The following is a 17644-nucleotide window of genomic DNA, read 5'->3' on the forward strand; positions in this document are numbered from 1 at the left end:
CGCCGAGGGCGACATGAAGACGAAGCCGCACGCCGCGAACGATCCGGGACTGCTCGTTCTCGGCATGCTGTTTCGCCTGCGCAACATCCCTGCCGATTTCGACGCGCTGGCGCATTCCGCTGGCGTGGTGGACGTGCCGGCCATGCTGCGCTTCGCCCGCGCGCACGGCCTCAAGGCCCGCGCCGCCAGGATGGGCTGGAAACAGCTCCTGGGCGCGCCCCTGCCTGCCATTGCGGCGCTGACGGATGGCGGCTTCCTGCTCGTCGGCCGGGTGGTGGATGACAGGGCGATCGTCGTGGCGCCGGGCGCCACGCGGCCGGTGCTGATGACGCGGGACGAATTCGAGGCGGCCTGGAGCGGGCAGATCGTCCTGATCACGGCGCGCAGCGCGGCCGACGCCCGCCTGCGGCGCTGGGCCGGCGCCGCCATCGCCGCGCCGATGCGCCTCGCCCGCGCCCTTGCCGGTCGCATCCGCTCCCTCGCCAATCCCGGGGCGGCGCGGGAGGCGGCGCAGCGCGGCGCGAATGCCGCGAGCGGCATCATCATCGATTTCGCCGACCGCGCCCGCAAGCTGCAGAACGCCGTGGCGACGAGGCCGCGCTCGCCCGCCCGCCGCACGGCCGAGGAACTGGCCTTCCTGCCGGCGGCGCTGGAGATCGTCGAGACGCCGCCCTCGCCGATCGGCCGCGGCATCATCTTCAGCCTGATCGCCATCATCGTCGTGGCGCTGGTCTGGTCCACCGCCGGCACCGTCGATATCGTCGCGGTCGCCCAGGGCAAGATCATCCCGAGCGGACGCACCAAGACGATCCAGCCGTTCGAGACCGGAATCGTGCGGGCGATTCATGTCAGCGACGGCCAGAGCGTGAAGGCCGGCGACGTGCTGATCGAGCTCGACCCGACGATGAACGCGGCCGAGCTGGGGCGCCTGGGGGCCGACCTCATGGCGGCGCGCCTGGAGGTTGCGCGCCTTCAGGCGGCGCTGAACGGCGGCGACGACCCGGTGGCGGCGTTCGCGCCGCCCGCAACCGCGCCGGCCGAGCTCGTGCAGATGCAGCGCCGCTTCCTGCTCAGCCAGGTCACCGAGCAGAGGGCCAAGATGGCCGCCCTCGACCGGCAGGTGGCGCAGAAGGAGGCCGAGCGCGCCACGATCCGCGCGTCGATCGACAAGCTCAAGGCGACCATGACGCCGCTGCAGCAGCGCGTCGAGATTCGCGAACACCTGTTCCAGAAGGAGCTGGGCTCGAAGATCGTCTATCTCTCCGAAATGCAGGAGCTGATCGGCCAGCGCCAGGAGATCCTGGTGCAGGAGAGCCGCTACGGCGAAGCGGAAGCCGCCATCGCCTCGCTGATCGAGACGCGCAACCGCGCCGTGGCGGAATACGAGCGCAGCCTGTTCGACGAGTTCGCGAAAGCCGAGCAGCGCATGGCTGGGCTCACGCAGGAGATCATCAAGGCCGAGCAGCGCACCAGCCTGCAGAAGCTCACCGCGCCGGTCGACGGCAAGGTGCAGCAGCTCGCCGTTCACACCATTGGCGGCGTGGTGACGCCGGCGCAGACCCTGATGCTGATCGTGCCGGCGGAAAGCCGGCTTGAGATCGAGGCCATGATCTCAAACCGGGATATCGGCTTCGTCGAGGTCGGCCAGGAGGTGGCGATCAAGGTCGACGCCTTCAACTTCACCCGCTACGGGCTGCTGCATGGCCAGATCCTGTCGATCTCGCAGGATTCCATCACGCGCGAGCGGGGCCACGACCGCGGCGATGCGGCGAGCGGCGAGCCCAGCAGCGAGCCCAAGGGACAGGAACTGGCCTACGCCGCCCACATCTCCCTCGACCGGACCGAGATGGACCTCGGCGACAAGCGCGTCAGCCTCTCACCGGGCATGGCGATCACCGCCGAGGTCAAGACAGGCTCGCGCCGGATCATCAGCTACCTGCTGTCGCCGCTGGTTCGCTACAAGCAGGAGAGCCTGCGCGAACGCTGAGCGCCGGTGCCGCACTTCGACTGCGGCCGGCGATGGCGGCGGGCCTGGAATGCGGGTTTTCTTTCAGGAAATCAGCGATTTCGCGAGAATCCGCGACCGGAACCAACGGTCGGCCATCGCTGCCGTTGGCATCAGTTCTCCTTCACGGCGCGCTTCAGGATGCCGGCAATCGTCGATGCTTGCATCAGCGCGTCGACATCCTTGACCAGAACGTCGTTGCGTCCGGCTCGTTCGATGATTCCAGATGTCGCGAGCTGGACCATGATCCGGCTCAGGGTATCGGCATTGATCGCCAGATAGCTTGCGATGTCATCCCGCGACGGAAGCTTGATGACCGGCTGCTTTTCATCATGGCGCAGGAACAGATAGAGCAGGAAGGAGCACACCCTCTGCTTGGAGTCGAGGACGCTGACAATGAGCTGATGCAGGAACGACCGATACAGATGCTGCTTCACGAATAGCTGGTTGGCGGTGAACACGTTGCGGACGAACGCGCTCTCGGAGCTGTCGTCATTGTCGAAATAGAACAACTGGACAGGAGTCGACGCCCGGAAGAAAAAATCCTTCCAGTATTGATATCCTGGGATAACCAAGGTGTCGTTCGGAAGCAAAAAGTCGATGATGTGAGACTTTCCTTCGCCGAACGTTGCACCAAAGGCGAGCATTCCCTTGCGAATGACGATGGTGCTCATGGAGGAGCTGGGAAGGATCGACAAGGACTGGTTCTTGCGCAGATCGAGAACGCGACCATACTTATCGATCGCCGCATCCAGGAGTGGCGCTTCCGGTGTGAGTTGAACCGTGTCGTCATCGAGCGACAGGTTGAGCGGCAGGGCCCGCTTGCCAACCTCCGGTTTGCCGGCATCTCCCTTTGGTTGTATAGCGCGCCGCTCCGCGACTGCCGCACCAGTCTTGGTTGTCTTGATGTGCTTATTTCCGTGGGTAGCGTGCGGACGCATCTGAGTGCCCCAAAATTGTTTCAAATTTTCTGAAAACAGAGAATGGGCACGTCGACTCAACCCGTAAAGGGCGTTGTCTGAACATCTCTGATGATACCTAACCACTGTACTTAAAATTTGAGATTAATTTGGCTCGCGCTACTATGTTTAACATTAATGCTTAACAGCGCGGGCGCTCCACTGACCGGTTGCACCGCCGGGCGGTCGCGACTGTAACCGCCCGACGGTGCCGGCTGCTTCGGTACAGCGGGACACCTGCGCGGGGTCCACCGCGAGCGCCTAAACAGAACGTGTCCGGGCAACCCACCCCAGCGGCTGCCGGCAGCGAGGCGCTTTCATCGCCGGCGGGTCGGTTTTTCCGGTGGCAAACTCAGACGGCTTCCGCTCGATCCCTTCGGGATCCCGGAAACGATCTCCCTGGATCGGCGGCGATGACCGGGCCAGGCTTCGTATCAAGGATCCGAAGCGTCACAGGCTGGCTTCGCACGCGGGCTTGGGCACGACCCGATCGAGGAGGCGTGTCGCCACGTAGGGGTGATGTCCCAGCGCGCGCTCCCGGCCATAGATCCTGCAGATCCCATCCCTGTCCGACAGGTCCCAGTAATCGAGGGTCAGGATGGGCAGGGCCGGATGGCGATTTCGCGCGGGCTCAAGCAGCCGCATCTGGAGCTCGACGCTCCGCCCGTCGGCAAGCACGAAGCCTGTTCCGGCAAGATTCGGCGTCGTGAGCAGGCTTTCGGCGATGATGGCGTCGATGCAGTCGACGAGGCGCGGGAGAATGGCGTAGCCGCGGTTGGCGATGATCGAGATATCCGGCCACCGCTTGCGGATCGACTGCACGATGTCGACCGCGGCCGTTGCCATGCCCTTGTAGCGGCTTGGGTTCGTCTCCTCGAGGTATGGCGGCGTATCGAGCGTGTCCAACATCAGCCCCTTGAAGCCCGCGGACAGCAGGGCGGGGATCTGCTGGTCGAGAAGTGAGGCGCTCCAGGAGGGATGCCGGATGTCGACCCGCCGCGTTCCCGGCCAACTGGGATTCTCCTCCAGCAGCGCGTCGCGATCCAGGCTCGCGAAAGCGGGACTCGCCGTGCGGATCTCGCCAATGCTGAGATAGCCGCAGACGGACGCGCTTGCCTTGCCGATGCGCGCCAGCGAACCTTTGAAAGCCGGGTCAAGAATGACGATGTCGTAGCCGGCGAGAACGTCTTCGTTGGCGGTCTGCCCGTAGAACACCACCCATCGCAGGGGTGATTCGCCGCCCAGGGCCACACGCGCGGCAGCCGGCCTGGGTGCGAGAATGGACGACATTGCCACCCCGGCACCGCCCCCCAGGATCGTCCGTCTGGTCAGCATGGAGGACACAGTCCTGCAACCTCTCATCGAGTTTCCAGATGATCGCGTCGCGATACCCGGCAACAGCCTCGCCGAAAATCCGCCGTTGAGAACGGGATTTACGGCGAATGGACAATGACGCTCCGGCCAGATCAGCCGAATTTCGTATCAATTCGCGCACACAATCCTGACGCGGCCCGCGCGTCCGCGGCCGAAACGTGCCCTCAAACGGCTGGCCCTGTCGACGGATTTGTCCTGACGCAGCAAGCCTTCTCGGTTCGCGATCCGGTCGGTGAGCCGGCCTCGAATTCCGCTGCAGAAGCGCTCGCGCCTTGCTTCGACGGGTGTTTCGCGCAGCGCGTGTCCCGGCCAAGGCTGGCCATACGCGCCTCGGCCCGCTCGTCTTCGATGCCCGTCATCACACGTCGCAGGGTATCCGGTCCGTCAAACCGTGACTCCGGAAGCACACTCTTTAAGAATCCGTGCCCGTTAACGGAGTTCTTGGCGATCGGAAAAAGAGATTTCGGCCCTCTTGACCGCCCCTTTCATCGCGCCCGGCAAACTTAACCTTCAGCGTTCCGACGCCCGAAACGGGCTCGTCCGGCGGCGTCACCATGTGTCGCGAAGCGCCCTGGCGCGCGTGAATTACAAATTATTTCAACCGGTTCCGCCGCCTATTCGGAATCGCCTCGGCCCCTCCCAGCCATCGGCTGCCTTGGACCTCCGCCATTAACGTTAGGATTGGAAAGGGCCCGTTTGAAGTGTGGGTATTGGCGTGAATGGCTGTTTCTCTGATCCATGTCAGCCTTTTGTGTTGGCGCGCCCTTACTGAGTTCTCTAAAATTAGTACAAATTCGAAGTATAAATAAGCTACTGCTTGGATTGAGCGACAAATTCTCGATCCCATCCACACTAGCGACTGAGTTCAGCTTTCAGATTACTGCGCGAGCAGGAGGAAATTGAAATGAACGAACATGCCTCGAGGCTCGGATCATTTACCCTTCTCGACCGGGAAGATGCTGCGCATGAGTTTGCGCCTGAACGCGGCGCGTCGGCTGTCCGCGGCGCCAAGGACTCCGAGGCGAAGGTTCGTCAGGCGGTGATCATGGCCGGCGGCAAGGGAACGCGGTTGCATCCCTATTCGGCCGTGTTCCCGAAGCCGCTGATGCCGCTCGGCGACATGCCGATTCTCGAACTGCTGCTGCGGCGGCTGAAGGCGGCGGGCGTGTGCGACGTGATCGTCGCCGTCAATCACCTCGGGCACCTGATCGAGACCTATTTCGGCGACGGGTCCAATCTCGGCATGCGCATTCGCTACTCCAACGAAAGCAAGCCGCTGGGGACCGCCGGCGCTCTCGGCAACATGCTCGACATGCTCGACGAGAACTTCTTCCTGGCCAATGGCGATCTTCTGACGACGATGGACCTGTCGCGCATGGCGCAGACCCATCTCGCGGACGACGCCGACGCTTCGGTCGGCATCTTCGAGCGCGAGAACAAGATCGATTTCGGCCTGATCGAGTTCGATCACACCAACCGCCTGTGCGCCTACCGCGAGAAGCCGGTAACCAAATATTATGTCAGCATGGGTATTTACGTGCTCCGTCGCGAGGCGATCCGTCAGCACGTGCGCGATGTCGACTATCTCGACATGCCGACGTTGCTGGTGCAAATGAAAGATCGAGACACCAACGTCATGTGCTTCCGGGACGATTGCGTGTGGCTCGACATCGGCCGTCCTGACGACTTCGCTCTTGCGCAGCAGATGTTCGAGCAGAACCGCAACATTTTCCTGGGACAGCCCGAATGCGGCGCGCCCTTGTAACCGGGGGGCGGGGATTCATCGGTCGGCATTTGGTCCGGTCTCTGAGAGGGCTCGGATGCAGGGTGGCGACCGTTGGCCGCTCCCCCGCATCGGACCCTTCGGATATCGTTCTCGACGAGGCGTCCTGGACGCCATCGGCGCTTGGCGACATCATCGAACGCGAAGCGCCGGACTGGATTTTCCATCTTGCCGGATCGGCGACCGGGACGCGCGAGCAGCTCGACCGTGCAAACGTGCGGACGACACTCGCGCTCCTGGAAGGTCTCGCCCGCACCGCGCGGACGCCGCTGCTGGTCTGCGCCGGCAGCGCGGCCGAATATGGCGCGGCAATCCGTGACGGTGAGCCGGTGGCGGAGACGCTGGCGTGCGCGCCCGTGTCGGACTACGGCATCAGCAAGCACGCGCAAAGCTGCGCGGCGCTGCGGTTCGCCGAGGAGACCGGGCATCGCGTGATCGTTGCGCGGGTGTTCAATCCCATCGGCGCAGACATGCCCGCGCATCTCGCCTTGGGAAGCTTCGCGCGCCAGATCGCAGCAAGTTCCGATAGGTCATGTTGCCTCCGGGTCGGGAATCTTAACGTCCAGCGGGATATGATTGACGTCGAACACGCGGCGAAAATTCTAATTGATCTGGCGTTTACCGAAAATGCACGTGGTGTTGTTAATGTCTGTAGTGGCCAGGCACCGCTGTTGCGGGATCTGGTAGACTGCATGATCTCGTCCAGCGGCCGAAACGTGTCGTTGGAAGTCGATCCTGCGCGCGTGCGGCCGGGCGAGATTCGCACCATTGTGGGAAGTACGGCGCGGCTTGCGGAGTTCGGCTGCCTGCCGCCGCCGACGGATTTCCCGGCGGTCGTCGCCCGAATCTGGGAGGCGGTTGTCGACAGCACGGGCTCCCCAAACTAGGCGACGATCGATCCATGTTTTTCCTTCGGACCTCCGGTGCCAGAGACGACAAGGCTCACAGCACGGGGGAGGTTGGTGTTCGCGCCGCCCATCCCCAGCCAAGCCTGATCGAGCTGCTGTCGATCGAAAGCTGGCGGCGGTTCGTGCTCGAAACGCTGCTGCTGGTGGCGGCCGCGACGGCGTTCCAGTTGCTGGTGTACGGCAGCACCGTCGTGCCGGCCGGCGCCTTCCACCCCTACTGGGTGCCGGTGCTGCTGATCGCCTGCCAGCACGGCATGATGGCCGGCATGTTCGCCACGGTCGTCTGCTGCGTCGGCTATTTCGGCTTCGGCCTGCCGACCTATATCGTTGCCGAGGATTTCCATGCCAATGCCGCGGCGATCGCCGCGCGGCCGGCGGCTTGGCTCGCCGCAACGCTGGTCCTTGGCGGCCTGCGGACCCTGCACATCCATCGCCAGACCGAGCTGGTCGACCGCCTGAATTTGGCCGAGCACCGGACCGAGGACTTCGCCGACGCGCTGGTGCGCGCAACCGACGAGATCCGGTCGCTCGAAGTGCGCATCGCGGCCCAGCTCGCCGACGCGGCGACGGTGTCTCGCACCTTGGCCAATCTCGATCTCGCCAGCCGGCAGCGTGCCGTCGCAAGCTTCTGCGACCTTCTGCGCTTCTGTGCCGAGGCCTCCACGTTCACGCTCTATCTGATCGAGGGGCGCGAAGCGGCCGCCGCTCTCGCCGTCGTCGATGACGTCGTCTGCCCGGTGGAGCAGTTCGCCCCGCTGGACGCCGCCGCGCTGCAAGCCGCGCTGGCGCGGTCCGGTGGTCGCCTCCCCGTCGGACAGGATCCGGCATCGGCCGGCCAGCCGGCGCACGTGTCCATCCTCGGGCTCGACGAGCCGGGGGCTCAGCCTCTCGGCCTCATCGTCTGCAGCGCGTTCCGCGCCAACGAGGATGTCGGCCACGCCCGGCAGCGGCTCGACGAGCTGGGCCGCGCCTTGGCGAAAATTCTGAGCGTGTGCCCGCCCGCCCAGGCCGGCGGATACGTTCGCGACCGGCTCCAGACCGACCGCCTGCAGACCGACCGCCTGCAGGTGGTCCGGGAGGCGTCGCGATGAGTCCGCGCCTGGAGCAATCCGGTTTCGCCGCGGCGGCCACGCTCGGGCGGCATGCGCTTTCCGCGCTGCCCGGCGGTGTCCTTGCCGGTATCGCGGCGGCGGCCTTCCTGCTCCAGTTGATGCTGCTCGTCGGCCTTGCACGGGGTGCCCTCGGACTGGCGACCTATGTGGCGCTGCAGTTCCTGGTCGGCCTCGCCGCCTGGCTGGCGTTTCGCCGCTGGCTGACGCCGGCCGACGCTCCGCAGGGGCGCCTGTTCGCGGCACTGCAGTTCCAGGTGATCGTCTGGTCGATCCTCGCCGGTCCGTTCGGGGCGCTCGTCATCCTCGCCTATGCGTTCGCGCGCAAGGATCCCGCCTTCTCGCTGGCCGGGCTGCACGACCTGGACGACCCGCCATCCCCTGAGGAAGATCGCGTCGAACACCTCTACAGCGCCCTGCTCGATCACCGGCTGCGCATTTCCGGCGTCCACACAATCCGGCCGCTCGGTGAAGTCATTTCGCAGGGAACGCAGATCGAGAAGCTTGCCGCGCTGAGCATCATCGCGCGGAACTACCGCGCGCCGTTCGCCGCCGTTCTCAAGCGCGCACTGGCCGACTCCGAGGCGCCGGTCCGCGTCCTGTCGTCGACCGTGCTGGCCGAGCTCAACAGCCGCTTCATGCGCGCCATCGGCCAGCGGCTGGCGGCGGTGGAGCAGGATCCCGGCTCGGCGGCGGCGTGGGGCGAGCTTGCAGACGCGCGCCTCGACTATGCCGCAAGCGGGCTGCTCGACCTGTCGCGTGCTCGCACGGAAACCGCGGGTGCAGTGGAGGCGCTGTCGCGCGCCGTTGGAATTGCGCCGAACGACCACGATCTGCACGTTCGTCTCGACGGCGTCCGCCAGCGCCTCGCCCGCTTTCCCGATCTGAACGCGGGATCCGACGGGGCCGACGTCGGCCGGCCGGCGACGGGGGCCCGGTAGATGACACAGGCTGCCGATGTCTGCCTGATCATCGAAGGCGGCTACCCCTATCTGCTGGGGGGCGTCGCCTCGTGGACCGACGCCTATATTCGCACCTCGCCGCAGCTCAAGTTCCATGTCGTCTCGATCATGGTTTCGAGCCAGCCGCGCGTGCCGCGCTTCAAGCTGCCCGAGAACGTCACTGGCGTCACCGACGTTCTCCTGGACAAGTGCCGTCCCGGCACTGCGCCTTCGCCCTGGGACTGGCGCCGCGTCGCCGACCTCAGCAGCGCGGCCGAGGAAACGCTGGCGACGGGCGACGTGGTGGCGTTTGCGTCCCTGGTCGCTGGCCTGAAGGAGACGGGCTACGGCCAGGAAGCCCTTCTCGACTCCCGCCCGGCATGGCGGGCCCTGGAAGGCGCCTACGACCGGTTCCTGCCGGGGGGGTCCTTCCTCGGCTTCTTCTGGTCGTGGCGGTTTCTGCTCCAGGCCCTTCTCTCCATTTCCTCCGCGCCCGTGGCGGATGCTCGGGTTTTCCACGCCCTGGGAACGGGGTTCGCGGGCCTGATGGGCAGCTACGCCAAGGCTGCGAGCGGGCGGCCTCTCGTCATCACCGAGCACGGCATCTACACCAATGAGCGCCGCATCGACATGGCGACCGCCGATTGGCTGTTCGATTCCGGCAAGGGCGGCTTCGATGCGGCGGCCCAGGCGCCCGAGCTGCGACGCGTCTGGCTGCAGGCCTACAATTCGCTGTCGCGCCTCGCCTACGCCAGCGCCGACATCATCACCTCGCAATACAAGGCGAACCAGCACATCCAGCGCCAGGACGGTGCACCCGAGGAGAAGCTGCGCATCATCCCGAACGGCATCGATGTCGAGCGCCTCGCCGCCCTGACGCGGGACACGCGGAGCCGGCGGCCGACAGTCCTGATGATCGGACGGATCGTGCCGATCAAGGACACCCGGACGTTCCTGATGGCCGTTGCCCAGCTCAAGGCGATGGTGCCCGATGTGATCGCCGTGGTGATCGGCCCGGAGGAGGAGGATCCGGCATACGCGTCGGAGTGCCGCCAGCTCGTGACCCAGCTCGATATCGAGTCGAACGTCAGCTTCCTCGGCCGGGTTCCCGACGTCTTCGAGCACCTCCTCGCCGCCGATGTGATCGTGCTGACCAGCATCAGCGAGGCGCAGCCGATCGTCATTCTCGAAGCGGGCGCGATCGGCGTGCCGGTGGTGTCGACCGACGTCGGATCCTGCCGCGAGGTGATCGAGGGGTTCGACGAGGATCCGGTCAAGGGCGCGGGCGGCATCGTTGTCGACCCCTGCGATCCCGTCGCGACGGCGAAGGCGCTGGCGACGATCCTGCGCGATACCGAGATGCGCCAGAGCATGGGCGACGTGATGCGGCGCCGGATGTCCTGCTACTATCACCGCAACCGGGTGAGGAAGCTGTACGAAGGGCTCTATGACGAATTGAACGCTGCAAGCGAACGGGGTCGGCCGCAATGACGAGCATCAACCAAACGCTCGAAGCGATGACCCGTCAGCCCACCTTGACGAGCATCGCCCTCGCCTATCTCTACAGCGCCCTCATCGTCGCCGGACCCTGGATCTTCACGGTTCTCGGATTGGTCGGCCTGTCGATGGCGCCTTGCGGATCGTTCTGCGACCAGCTTCCGGTGTTCCGCTCGATCGTCATCTACAATTCCGCATTCGCGCTCATCGCCACGAGCCCGCTCGCCTTTCTTTGCGGGCGATACGTGTCCGGAAACCTGCACGAGGGCCGGCATGAGACCATCATGTTCGCCCTTGCCTTCGGCCTCCTGGTTTTCGCCGTGGTTGTCATTGCCCTGGCCGCGCCGTTCTATCTGTTCGCAACCACGCTTCAGCCGTCCGAGAAGATCGCCGCCATCCAGAATGTCGCGCTGATCGGCGCGTCATGGTTGCTGGTGCCGTTCTGCAGCGTCCTGCGGGCCCACAACACCGTGCTCGTCGCGTTCGGCGTCAGCAGCGTCGCGATGTTCCTCGGCAGCGGCCTTTTGCACGATCCCTCGGTCACGTCGCTGCTGTCGACGCTCAACGCCGGCTTTGCGATCACCGACGCGATCATGCTGGTCGGGCTTGTCCGCCGGCTTGGCCCCCGCATGGCGCCCGACGAGGGTCTGGTCGTGTACCTGCGCCGGATGTGGGAGATTCCCGCGGCAGGGCTGGCCTTCGCGCTCGGCCTGTGGATCGACAAGATCATCATGTGGCACGCCGCGCCGGCCGACAATCTCATCGTCGCCAGCGTGCTCCGCACGATGCCAAGTTACGACACCGCGATGTTCTGGGCGCAGTTGTCGGCGATCCCGGTCATTTCGGTGTTCTTCGTCCACGTCGAGACCCGCTTCTCCTCCTCCGTCGAACGTGCGCACGAGCGTTTGCGAAATCATGCGAGCCTGCGTGAGATCAAGCTCCTGATCAGTCACGTCAGGACGGCGGCGCTGTCCGGCATCGTGACGATGTTCTCGGGGCTGGTGATCATCGGCATCCTTGTCATTCTGTCGTCGTTCGTCTTCATGAACGAACTGGGACTCCGCCCGAGCTACATGGGTGCGCTGCGAACGGCCGTGATCGCCACCACGTTCTACACCAGCGCGATGTTCTGCTTCTATTTTCTGATGCACTTCGATCTGCGCCGGCAGGCGCTGGTCGTCGTCGTCACCTATGCGGTGCTGAACGCCAGCCTGACGCTCGTCTTTGTTCGGGCGGGCGAGGATTTCTACGGTTACGGCAATCTCCTCGCCTCGGCGATCGGCTTCCTGTTCAGCTTCGCCGTGCTGTTGCGCGAGCTTTCGTGGCTGCCATTCCACGTCTTCGTCACCAACAACGCCTCAGTCCGATGATTGGGATGAACCATGATGCAGCAATCCTTCGTGCTCGGATACGCAAGAGCCTCACCTTTAGGTCGTTCACCTATATTGTTTCTCCACTGAGGGTGCTTGCACCCAGGTCGCCATAAGCTTGAAAACTGATCGGACAGGCAAAATATGTTGAACGGTAAGAAGGTCGTTGTGACCGGCGCGGGTGGTTTCATCGGCAGCCACCTTGTCGAAGCCCTTGTCGCCGCGGGCGCCAGCGTGACCGCCATGGTGCGCTACAACTCGTCGTCCTCGATCGGCAACCTCGCATTCCTGCCGCCCGACATGCGGCGCTCGGTGCGGATCGCCAGCGGCAATGTCGAGGACAGCGACTTCGTCTTCGGCGTCGCGAAGGGACAGGACGTCATCTTCCACCTCGCGGCGCTGATCGCGATTCCCTATTCCTACGAAGCTCCGCGCAGCTATGTCCGCGCCAATGTCGAGGGCACCCTGAACGTGCTCGAGGCGGTACGCCGGTTCGACATCGCCCGCATGGTCCACACCAGCACGTCGGAGGTCTACGGCACCGCGCTCTATGCGCCGATCGACGAGAAGCATCCGCTGCAGGGCCAGTCGCCCTACTCCGCCACCAAGATCGGCGCCGACAAGCTGGCCGAGAGCTATTTCCGCTCGTTCGAGACGCCGGTGGTCACCGTACGGCCGTTCAACACGTTCGGCCCGCGCCAGAGCGCGCGCGCGTTCATCCCGACCATCATCTCCCAGGCCCTGGCGCGCGACGAGATCCATCTCGGCTCGCTGACGCCCGAGCGGGACATGACCTTCGTGAGCGACACCGTCGCGGGCTTCCTGGCCGCGGCGACGGCGCCCGGCGTCCCCGGCATGACCCTCAATCTCGGGACCGGCGTCACGCACTCGGTAGGCTGGTTCGCAAAGCGGATTCTCGAACTTATGAAGCTGGACAAACCGATCGTTCAGGACGAAGACCGTCTGCGTCCGGCGCTCAGCGAGGTCATGAAGCTCGTCTCGGACAACGCGCTGGCCAAGACGGCCATGGGCTGGACGCCGACCGTGTCGATCGACGACGGACTTCTGCGAACCATCGAGTTCGTGACGAACAATCTGGGGCGGTACGACACGAGCGCGTACGTGCGTTGATCATCGGCCGGGGTCGTCCCGGCCCCGGCCTATCATGCGGTTTCCGGTTGACCCTTCGGGACACCGGAAACGGGCAAATCGGCCGACCGGTTCGGCAGAGCGGTGGAGGCGGCGACGTCTCGCATTCGGAAATCGAGGGCGCACTCATGAAGGCATCCGTCGCGTTCGGTGTTCTCGTTTTCACCCTGCTGGGCATCGCCGTCGCGACCCTGTCGCCGCGCGGCGACGAGCGCATCGCGATCCTGCTCGACAAGCACCGGTTCAGCGAGGCGGCCGCGGCCCTCGAGAAGAAGATCAAGGCCGATCCCAGCGATCAGGCGGCCCAGCGGGCGCTGGCCCAGGCCTATTCCGGCCTGGGCGATTACGAACGTGCCACGCCCCTGTTCGACAAGTACCTCGCCGACCACCCCGACGACGTCGCCGCCCGCGAGATGCTGGCCGAGGCGCTGCGGAAGCTCGGGGAGAGCGAGCGCCATATCGCCGAGCTTTCGCGCGTCGTTGCGACGCTGCCGACCGGCGCCCGCGTCGGCGCCCTCGCCGATGCCTATCGCGACGCCGGCCGGACCCAGGACGAGCTGACCCTCCTGCGCGCCCATGGGGAGGCGGATTTTCTCGATCTCGCGCACGCCGCGCGGCTTGGGCAGCTCCTGGCGGACGGCAACGAGCTCGAAGCCGCCCGGCAGCTTCTCGAACGCATCGACGCAAAGGCACCGCCGACCCTGAGCGGCCCGCGGCTCGTGCTGCTCGACGTGCTGGTTCGGCTGGACCGCACCGACGAGGCGGCGAAGAAGGCGACGGCGTGGCTGCAATCCTGGAAGACGCCCCATCTCGCGACCGGGGTTCTGACCCGGCTTGCCCGCTCCGACACGCGGTCGAAGGCCTATGAGGTCGCCCGGCTCTGCGCCAATGTCATGCCGGACAGCGTGTTCGACATCGTCGGGCAGCTCACGGCGGACGGCTATGGCGATGTGTCCCGCGAGATGCTGATCCGTTGGTCGGAGATCCATCCGAACCCGCATGGTCCGCAGCTAAGAACCTTCATGTTCGCGGCGGGCCAGGTCGGCGACGCGGCGCTGCCCTTCCGGATGTTCACGCGGCTGGTGAACATGGGCAAGGATCCGGCCGCCGAGGCGCAGATGGCGGAGGAGATCGCCGCGGTGTTCGGAATGGCCGCGGTCGAGCCGCTGCGGCCGATGCTGTCGTTCGAGGCGCTGCTGACGCGCCCGCTGTTCGCCGCGGAGCTCCTGGTCTTCGAACAGAGCCTCGAACTGGCCCGCTGGTATCTCGCCCAGGCCGATCCGTCGCAGCTCGACTCGCAAGGGCTGACCACCTGGCTCACGCTGTCGCAGCGCCTGGAGCCACGCGCCACCACGTTCGAGCGCATGGTCAAGCTGTGGCGGGCCGGCACCCTGCCCGTCGAGCTGTTGCGCCCGCTGGCAAACGAGGCGTTGAGCCTGGGCGACTACCGCACCCACGATCTGGTGCTGCACTCCATGGGCCGCCTGGAATCGACGCAGGAACACTGATCGCCGCCGCCCCGAGTGTTGGAGCCGGTTTGGTCAGCCGCGCTCGATGACCGCGGCAATGCCCTGGCCGACGCCGATGCACATCGCGACCAGCGCATAGCGGCCGCCGCTGCGGGCGAGCTGGCGCGCTGCGGTCAGCATCAGCCGCGCGCCGGTGGCGCCGAGCGGATGGCCGAGCGCGATGGCGCCGCCATTGGGATTGAGCCGGGAATCCGCCGCATCGAGCCCCATCAGCTGGCAGCAGCCGAGCACCTGGACGGCGAACGCCTCGTTGATCTCGATGACGTCCATGTCGGCCAGCGTGAGCCCGGCGCGGGCCAGCGCCTTGGCCGCGGCCGGCGCCGGGCCGATGCCCATGATGCGCGGCGGCACGCCGGCCACCGCGGCGGCGCGGATGGTGGCGAGCGGCGCGGCGCCCGATGTCTCGCCCAGCGCGCGCGAACCGATCACCAGCGCGCAGGCGCCGTCATTGATGCCGGAGGCATTGCCGGCCGTCACGGTGCCGCCCTCGGCCAGCGGCCTGAGCCTCATTAGCTGCTCCAGCGTGGTGTCGGGACGCGGGTGCTCGTCCTCGACGACTGTGACGGCCGCGCCCTTGCGCCCCGGCACCGCCACCGGCGCGATCTCCCCGGCGAAGAAGCCTTCGCGCCGAGCCTGCTCCACCCGCTGCTGCGAGACCAGCGCAAAGCGGTCGGCAGCATCGCGGCCGATTCCGAGTTCGCGCGCCACATTGTCGGCGGTCTCCGGCATCGAGTCGTTGCCGTGCGCCGCCACCAGTTGCGGATTGGCGAAGCGGGCGCCGATGGTGGTGTCGAACACCGCCACCTCGCGGCCGAACGGTGCCGGCGACTTGGCCATCACGAAGGGCGCGCGGGTCATCGATTCGACGCCGCCGGCGACGATCAGATCGGCCTCGCCCAACGTGATGGCGCGCGCCGCATCGACCACCGCGTTGAGGCCGCTGCCGCAGAGCCGGTTGACGGTGGCGCCGGCCACCTCGACCGGCAGACCGGCGAGCAGCGCGGCGTGACGTCCGATGTTGCGGCCGTCCTCGCCGGCCTGACAGGCGCAGCCGAGGATGACGTCCTCGACCTGATCCGGGGCGAACGGCACGCCGGCCAGCGCCGCGCGGATGATTTGGGCGGCCATGTCGTCCGGCCTCACCTGGGCGAGCGCACCGGCGTGGCGGCCGAACGGCGTGCGCACGCCGTTATAGATGCAGGCGTCGAGCACGGCTCACTCCTCGATGCGCAGGCGGAAGCGCTGGATCTTGCCGGTGGCGGTCTTGGGCAGCTCATCGACGAAGTGGAACTTGCGCGGGAACTTGTAGGGCGCCAGCCGCGACTTGCAGTGGACGACGAGGTCCGCCTCCAGCGCCGTGCTGGCCGGCACACCGCCGGCCAGGACGATCCAGGCTTCCGGCTTGACCAGACCTTCGCCGTCGCTGCGGCCGACCACCGCCGCTTCCAGCACGCTGGGGTGCTCGATCAGCGCCGCCTCGATCTCGAACGGCGAGCACCAGATGCCGCCGACCTTCAGCATGTCGTCGGAGCGGCCGCAGTAGAAGAAGAAGCCATCCTCGTCGCAGTAATAGGTGTCGCCGGTGTTGAGCCACTCGCCGAGCATGGTGGTCTCGGTCTTCTCCGGGCTGCGCCAGTAGCAGCGCGCCGTCGACAGGCCCTTGATGATCAGCCGCCCCGGCTCGCCCGCCGGCTGCGGCCGGTCCGCCTCGTCGAGGATCACCGCCTCATAGCCCTCCACCAGCCGGCCGCTGGAGCCCGGCTTGCAGTCGTCGACCCGGTTGGAGATGAAGATGTGCAACGCCTCGGTCGAGCCGATGCCGTCGAGGATCATCAGGCCGGTGCGCTCGCGCCAGCGCCGCAGGATGTCGGCCGGCAGCGCCTCGCCGGCCGACACGCACAGCCGGAGCGCGGTGAGGTCGGGCGTCGCGCTCTCCAGCGCATGAAGCTGCGCGGCATAAAGCGTCGGCACGCCGAAGAACAGCGTCGGCCGGAAGCGCTCGATGGTGGCGAATGTCGACTCCGGGGTCGGCCGGGCATCGAGCAGCACCGCGGTGCCGCCGACCCACAGCGGAAACGTCATGCCGTTGCCGAGGCCGTAGGCGAAGAACAGCTTGGCGGCGGAAAAGAACACGTCGTCCTCGCCGGCGCCGAGCGTGCGCACGCCGTAGAACTCGCTGGACACCACCATGTCGCGGTGGCGGTGCACCGCGCCCTTGGGATTGCCGGTCGAGCCCGACGAATAGAGCCAGAAGCAGTCGTCCTCGGCCGAGGCCGGCACCGCATCGAAGCGGTCGGACTGGGCGGCAAGCCGCGCGGCGACGGTGTCGCCCTCTCCCGCCGCGCGCAGCACCACCGACGGCTGGTGCGGCGATTGCGCCAGTCCCGCCTCGACCTCCGCGGCGAACTCGGGCGAATAGACCAGCGCCGCACATTCGGCGTTGGCGATCATGAAGGCGTAATCCTTGGCCCGTAGCATGGTGTTGAGCGGCACCGGAACGGCGCCGGCCTTGATCGCCCCCCAGAACAGGTAGAAGAACTCGATCGAGTCCTTCACCACCATCAGCACCCGCTCGCCGCGGCTGAGTCCGAGGGCGACCAGCAGATTGGCGCAACGGTTCACCCCGGCGGCGAGTTCGCCATAGGTCGTGTCGCCGGATGCCGTGCGCACCGCCACCTTGCCGGCGCGCCCCTCGGCCAGATGCCGGTCGATGAACACGGTGGCAACATTGAAGCCGTCCGGGAACGTCAAGACGCCCTCAAGGGCCGCGCCGCGTGCGCTGCCCCCCTCAATTTCGATCAACGTCATGGCCTTCCCCCCTCGTCGCTGTCCGCGCCATCCGCTATTTGCGCCATCCGTTATTCGCGCCATCCCTGGCGGAAAGGGAGGCGTCGCGCGGGTTCGGCGTGCCGGATGGTCGAGGCCACCGTCGCGCGAACCCTGCGAAGCGCATTCTGGTACTTTTTTGCTGATTTTCGCGACGGGTCGCCGCCCTGTCAAGCCGACGCTCGTCGGCCGGT

At 66.2% G+C, this 17644-nt stretch carries 13 protein-coding genes; 9 read left to right on the plus strand and 4 right to left on the minus strand.

What is annotated here, in order from left to right:
* The first annotated feature begins 13 nt into the window (after window positions 1–13).
* Window positions 14–1987: an HlyD family type I secretion periplasmic adaptor subunit gene (locus F1193_RS00025; protein WP_150095630.1), complete on the plus strand. Its 1974-nt coding sequence runs from the start codon at window positions 14–16 to the stop codon at window positions 1985–1987.
* A 131-nt stretch (window positions 1988–2118) separates the two neighbouring features.
* Here F1193_RS00025 and F1193_RS00030 read toward each other — a convergent pair whose 3' ends face one another.
* Window positions 2119–2946, minus strand: a complete 828-nt coding sequence (locus F1193_RS00030) for a Crp/Fnr family transcriptional regulator (RefSeq protein ID WP_150095631.1) — start codon at window positions 2944–2946, stop codon at window positions 2119–2121.
* A 468-nt stretch (window positions 2947–3414) separates the two neighbouring features.
* Window positions 3415–4299: a glycoside hydrolase family 191 protein gene (locus F1193_RS00035; RefSeq protein ID WP_170263192.1), complete on the minus strand. Its 885-nt coding sequence runs from the start codon at window positions 4297–4299 to the stop codon at window positions 3415–3417.
* 943 nt (window positions 4300–5242) lie between these two features.
* Here F1193_RS00035 and F1193_RS00040 point away from each other — a divergent pair.
* The 8 genes from F1193_RS00040 (at window position 5243) to F1193_RS00075 (ending at window position 14603) form a co-directional block, all read left to right on the plus strand.
* Entirely contained in the window at window positions 5243–6103 is an 861-nt protein-coding gene (locus F1193_RS00040) for a nucleotidyltransferase family protein (RefSeq protein ID WP_246164038.1), read from the plus strand.
* Window positions 6085–7008: an NAD-dependent epimerase/dehydratase family protein gene (locus F1193_RS00045; protein ID WP_150095633.1), complete on the plus strand. Its 924-nt coding sequence runs from the start codon at window positions 6085–6087 to the stop codon at window positions 7006–7008. Before F1193_RS00040 ends, F1193_RS00045 begins: the two co-directional genes overlap by 19 nt.
* 14 nt (window positions 7009–7022) lie before the next feature.
* Window positions 7023–8120: a hypothetical protein gene (locus F1193_RS00050; RefSeq protein ID WP_150095634.1), complete on the plus strand. Its 1098-nt coding sequence runs from the start codon at window positions 7023–7025 to the stop codon at window positions 8118–8120.
* Complete coding sequence (locus F1193_RS00055) at window positions 8117–9079, plus strand: hypothetical protein (protein ID WP_150095635.1); 963 nt, start codon at window positions 8117–8119, stop codon at window positions 9077–9079. The genes F1193_RS00050 and F1193_RS00055 overlap by 4 nt, the downstream gene beginning before the upstream one ends.
* Window positions 9080–10570: a GT4 family glycosyltransferase PelF gene (gene pelF / locus F1193_RS00060; protein ID WP_150095636.1), complete on the plus strand. Its 1491-nt coding sequence runs from the start codon at window positions 9080–9082 to the stop codon at window positions 10568–10570.
* 26 nt (window positions 10571–10596) lie between these two features.
* The gene (gene pelG, locus F1193_RS00065) at window positions 10597–11946 is read left to right on the plus strand and encodes an exopolysaccharide Pel transporter PelG (protein ID WP_170263194.1); all 1350 of its coding nucleotides are present in this window, start codon (window positions 10597–10599) and stop codon (window positions 11944–11946) included.
* A 144-nt stretch (window positions 11947–12090) separates the two neighbouring features.
* Entirely contained in the window at window positions 12091–13077 is a 987-nt protein-coding gene (locus tag F1193_RS00070) for a GDP-mannose 4,6-dehydratase (RefSeq protein ID WP_150095638.1), read from the plus strand.
* Window positions 13078–13223: 146 nt separating this feature from the next.
* Entirely contained in the window at window positions 13224–14603 is a 1380-nt protein-coding gene (locus F1193_RS00075; protein ID WP_170263197.1) for a tetratricopeptide repeat protein, read from the plus strand.
* Between the two features lie 33 nt (window positions 14604–14636).
* On the opposite strand, the gene F1193_RS00080 is transcribed toward F1193_RS00075, so the two are convergent.
* Window positions 14637–15836, minus strand: a complete 1200-nt coding sequence (locus F1193_RS00080) for a 3-oxoadipyl-CoA thiolase (RefSeq protein WP_150095640.1) — start codon at window positions 15834–15836, stop codon at window positions 14637–14639.
* Window positions 15837–15839: 3 nt separating this feature from the next.
* The gene (locus F1193_RS00085; RefSeq protein WP_150095641.1) at window positions 15840–17432 is read right to left on the minus strand and encodes a benzoate-CoA ligase family protein; all 1593 of its coding nucleotides are present in this window, start codon (window positions 17430–17432) and stop codon (window positions 15840–15842) included.
* Window positions 17433–17644 lie beyond the last annotated feature (212 nt).

Source organism: Blastochloris sulfoviridis, from assembly GCF_008630065.1.
GTDB classification, from domain to species: domain Bacteria; phylum Pseudomonadota; class Alphaproteobacteria; order Rhizobiales; family Xanthobacteraceae; genus Blastochloris; species Blastochloris sulfoviridis.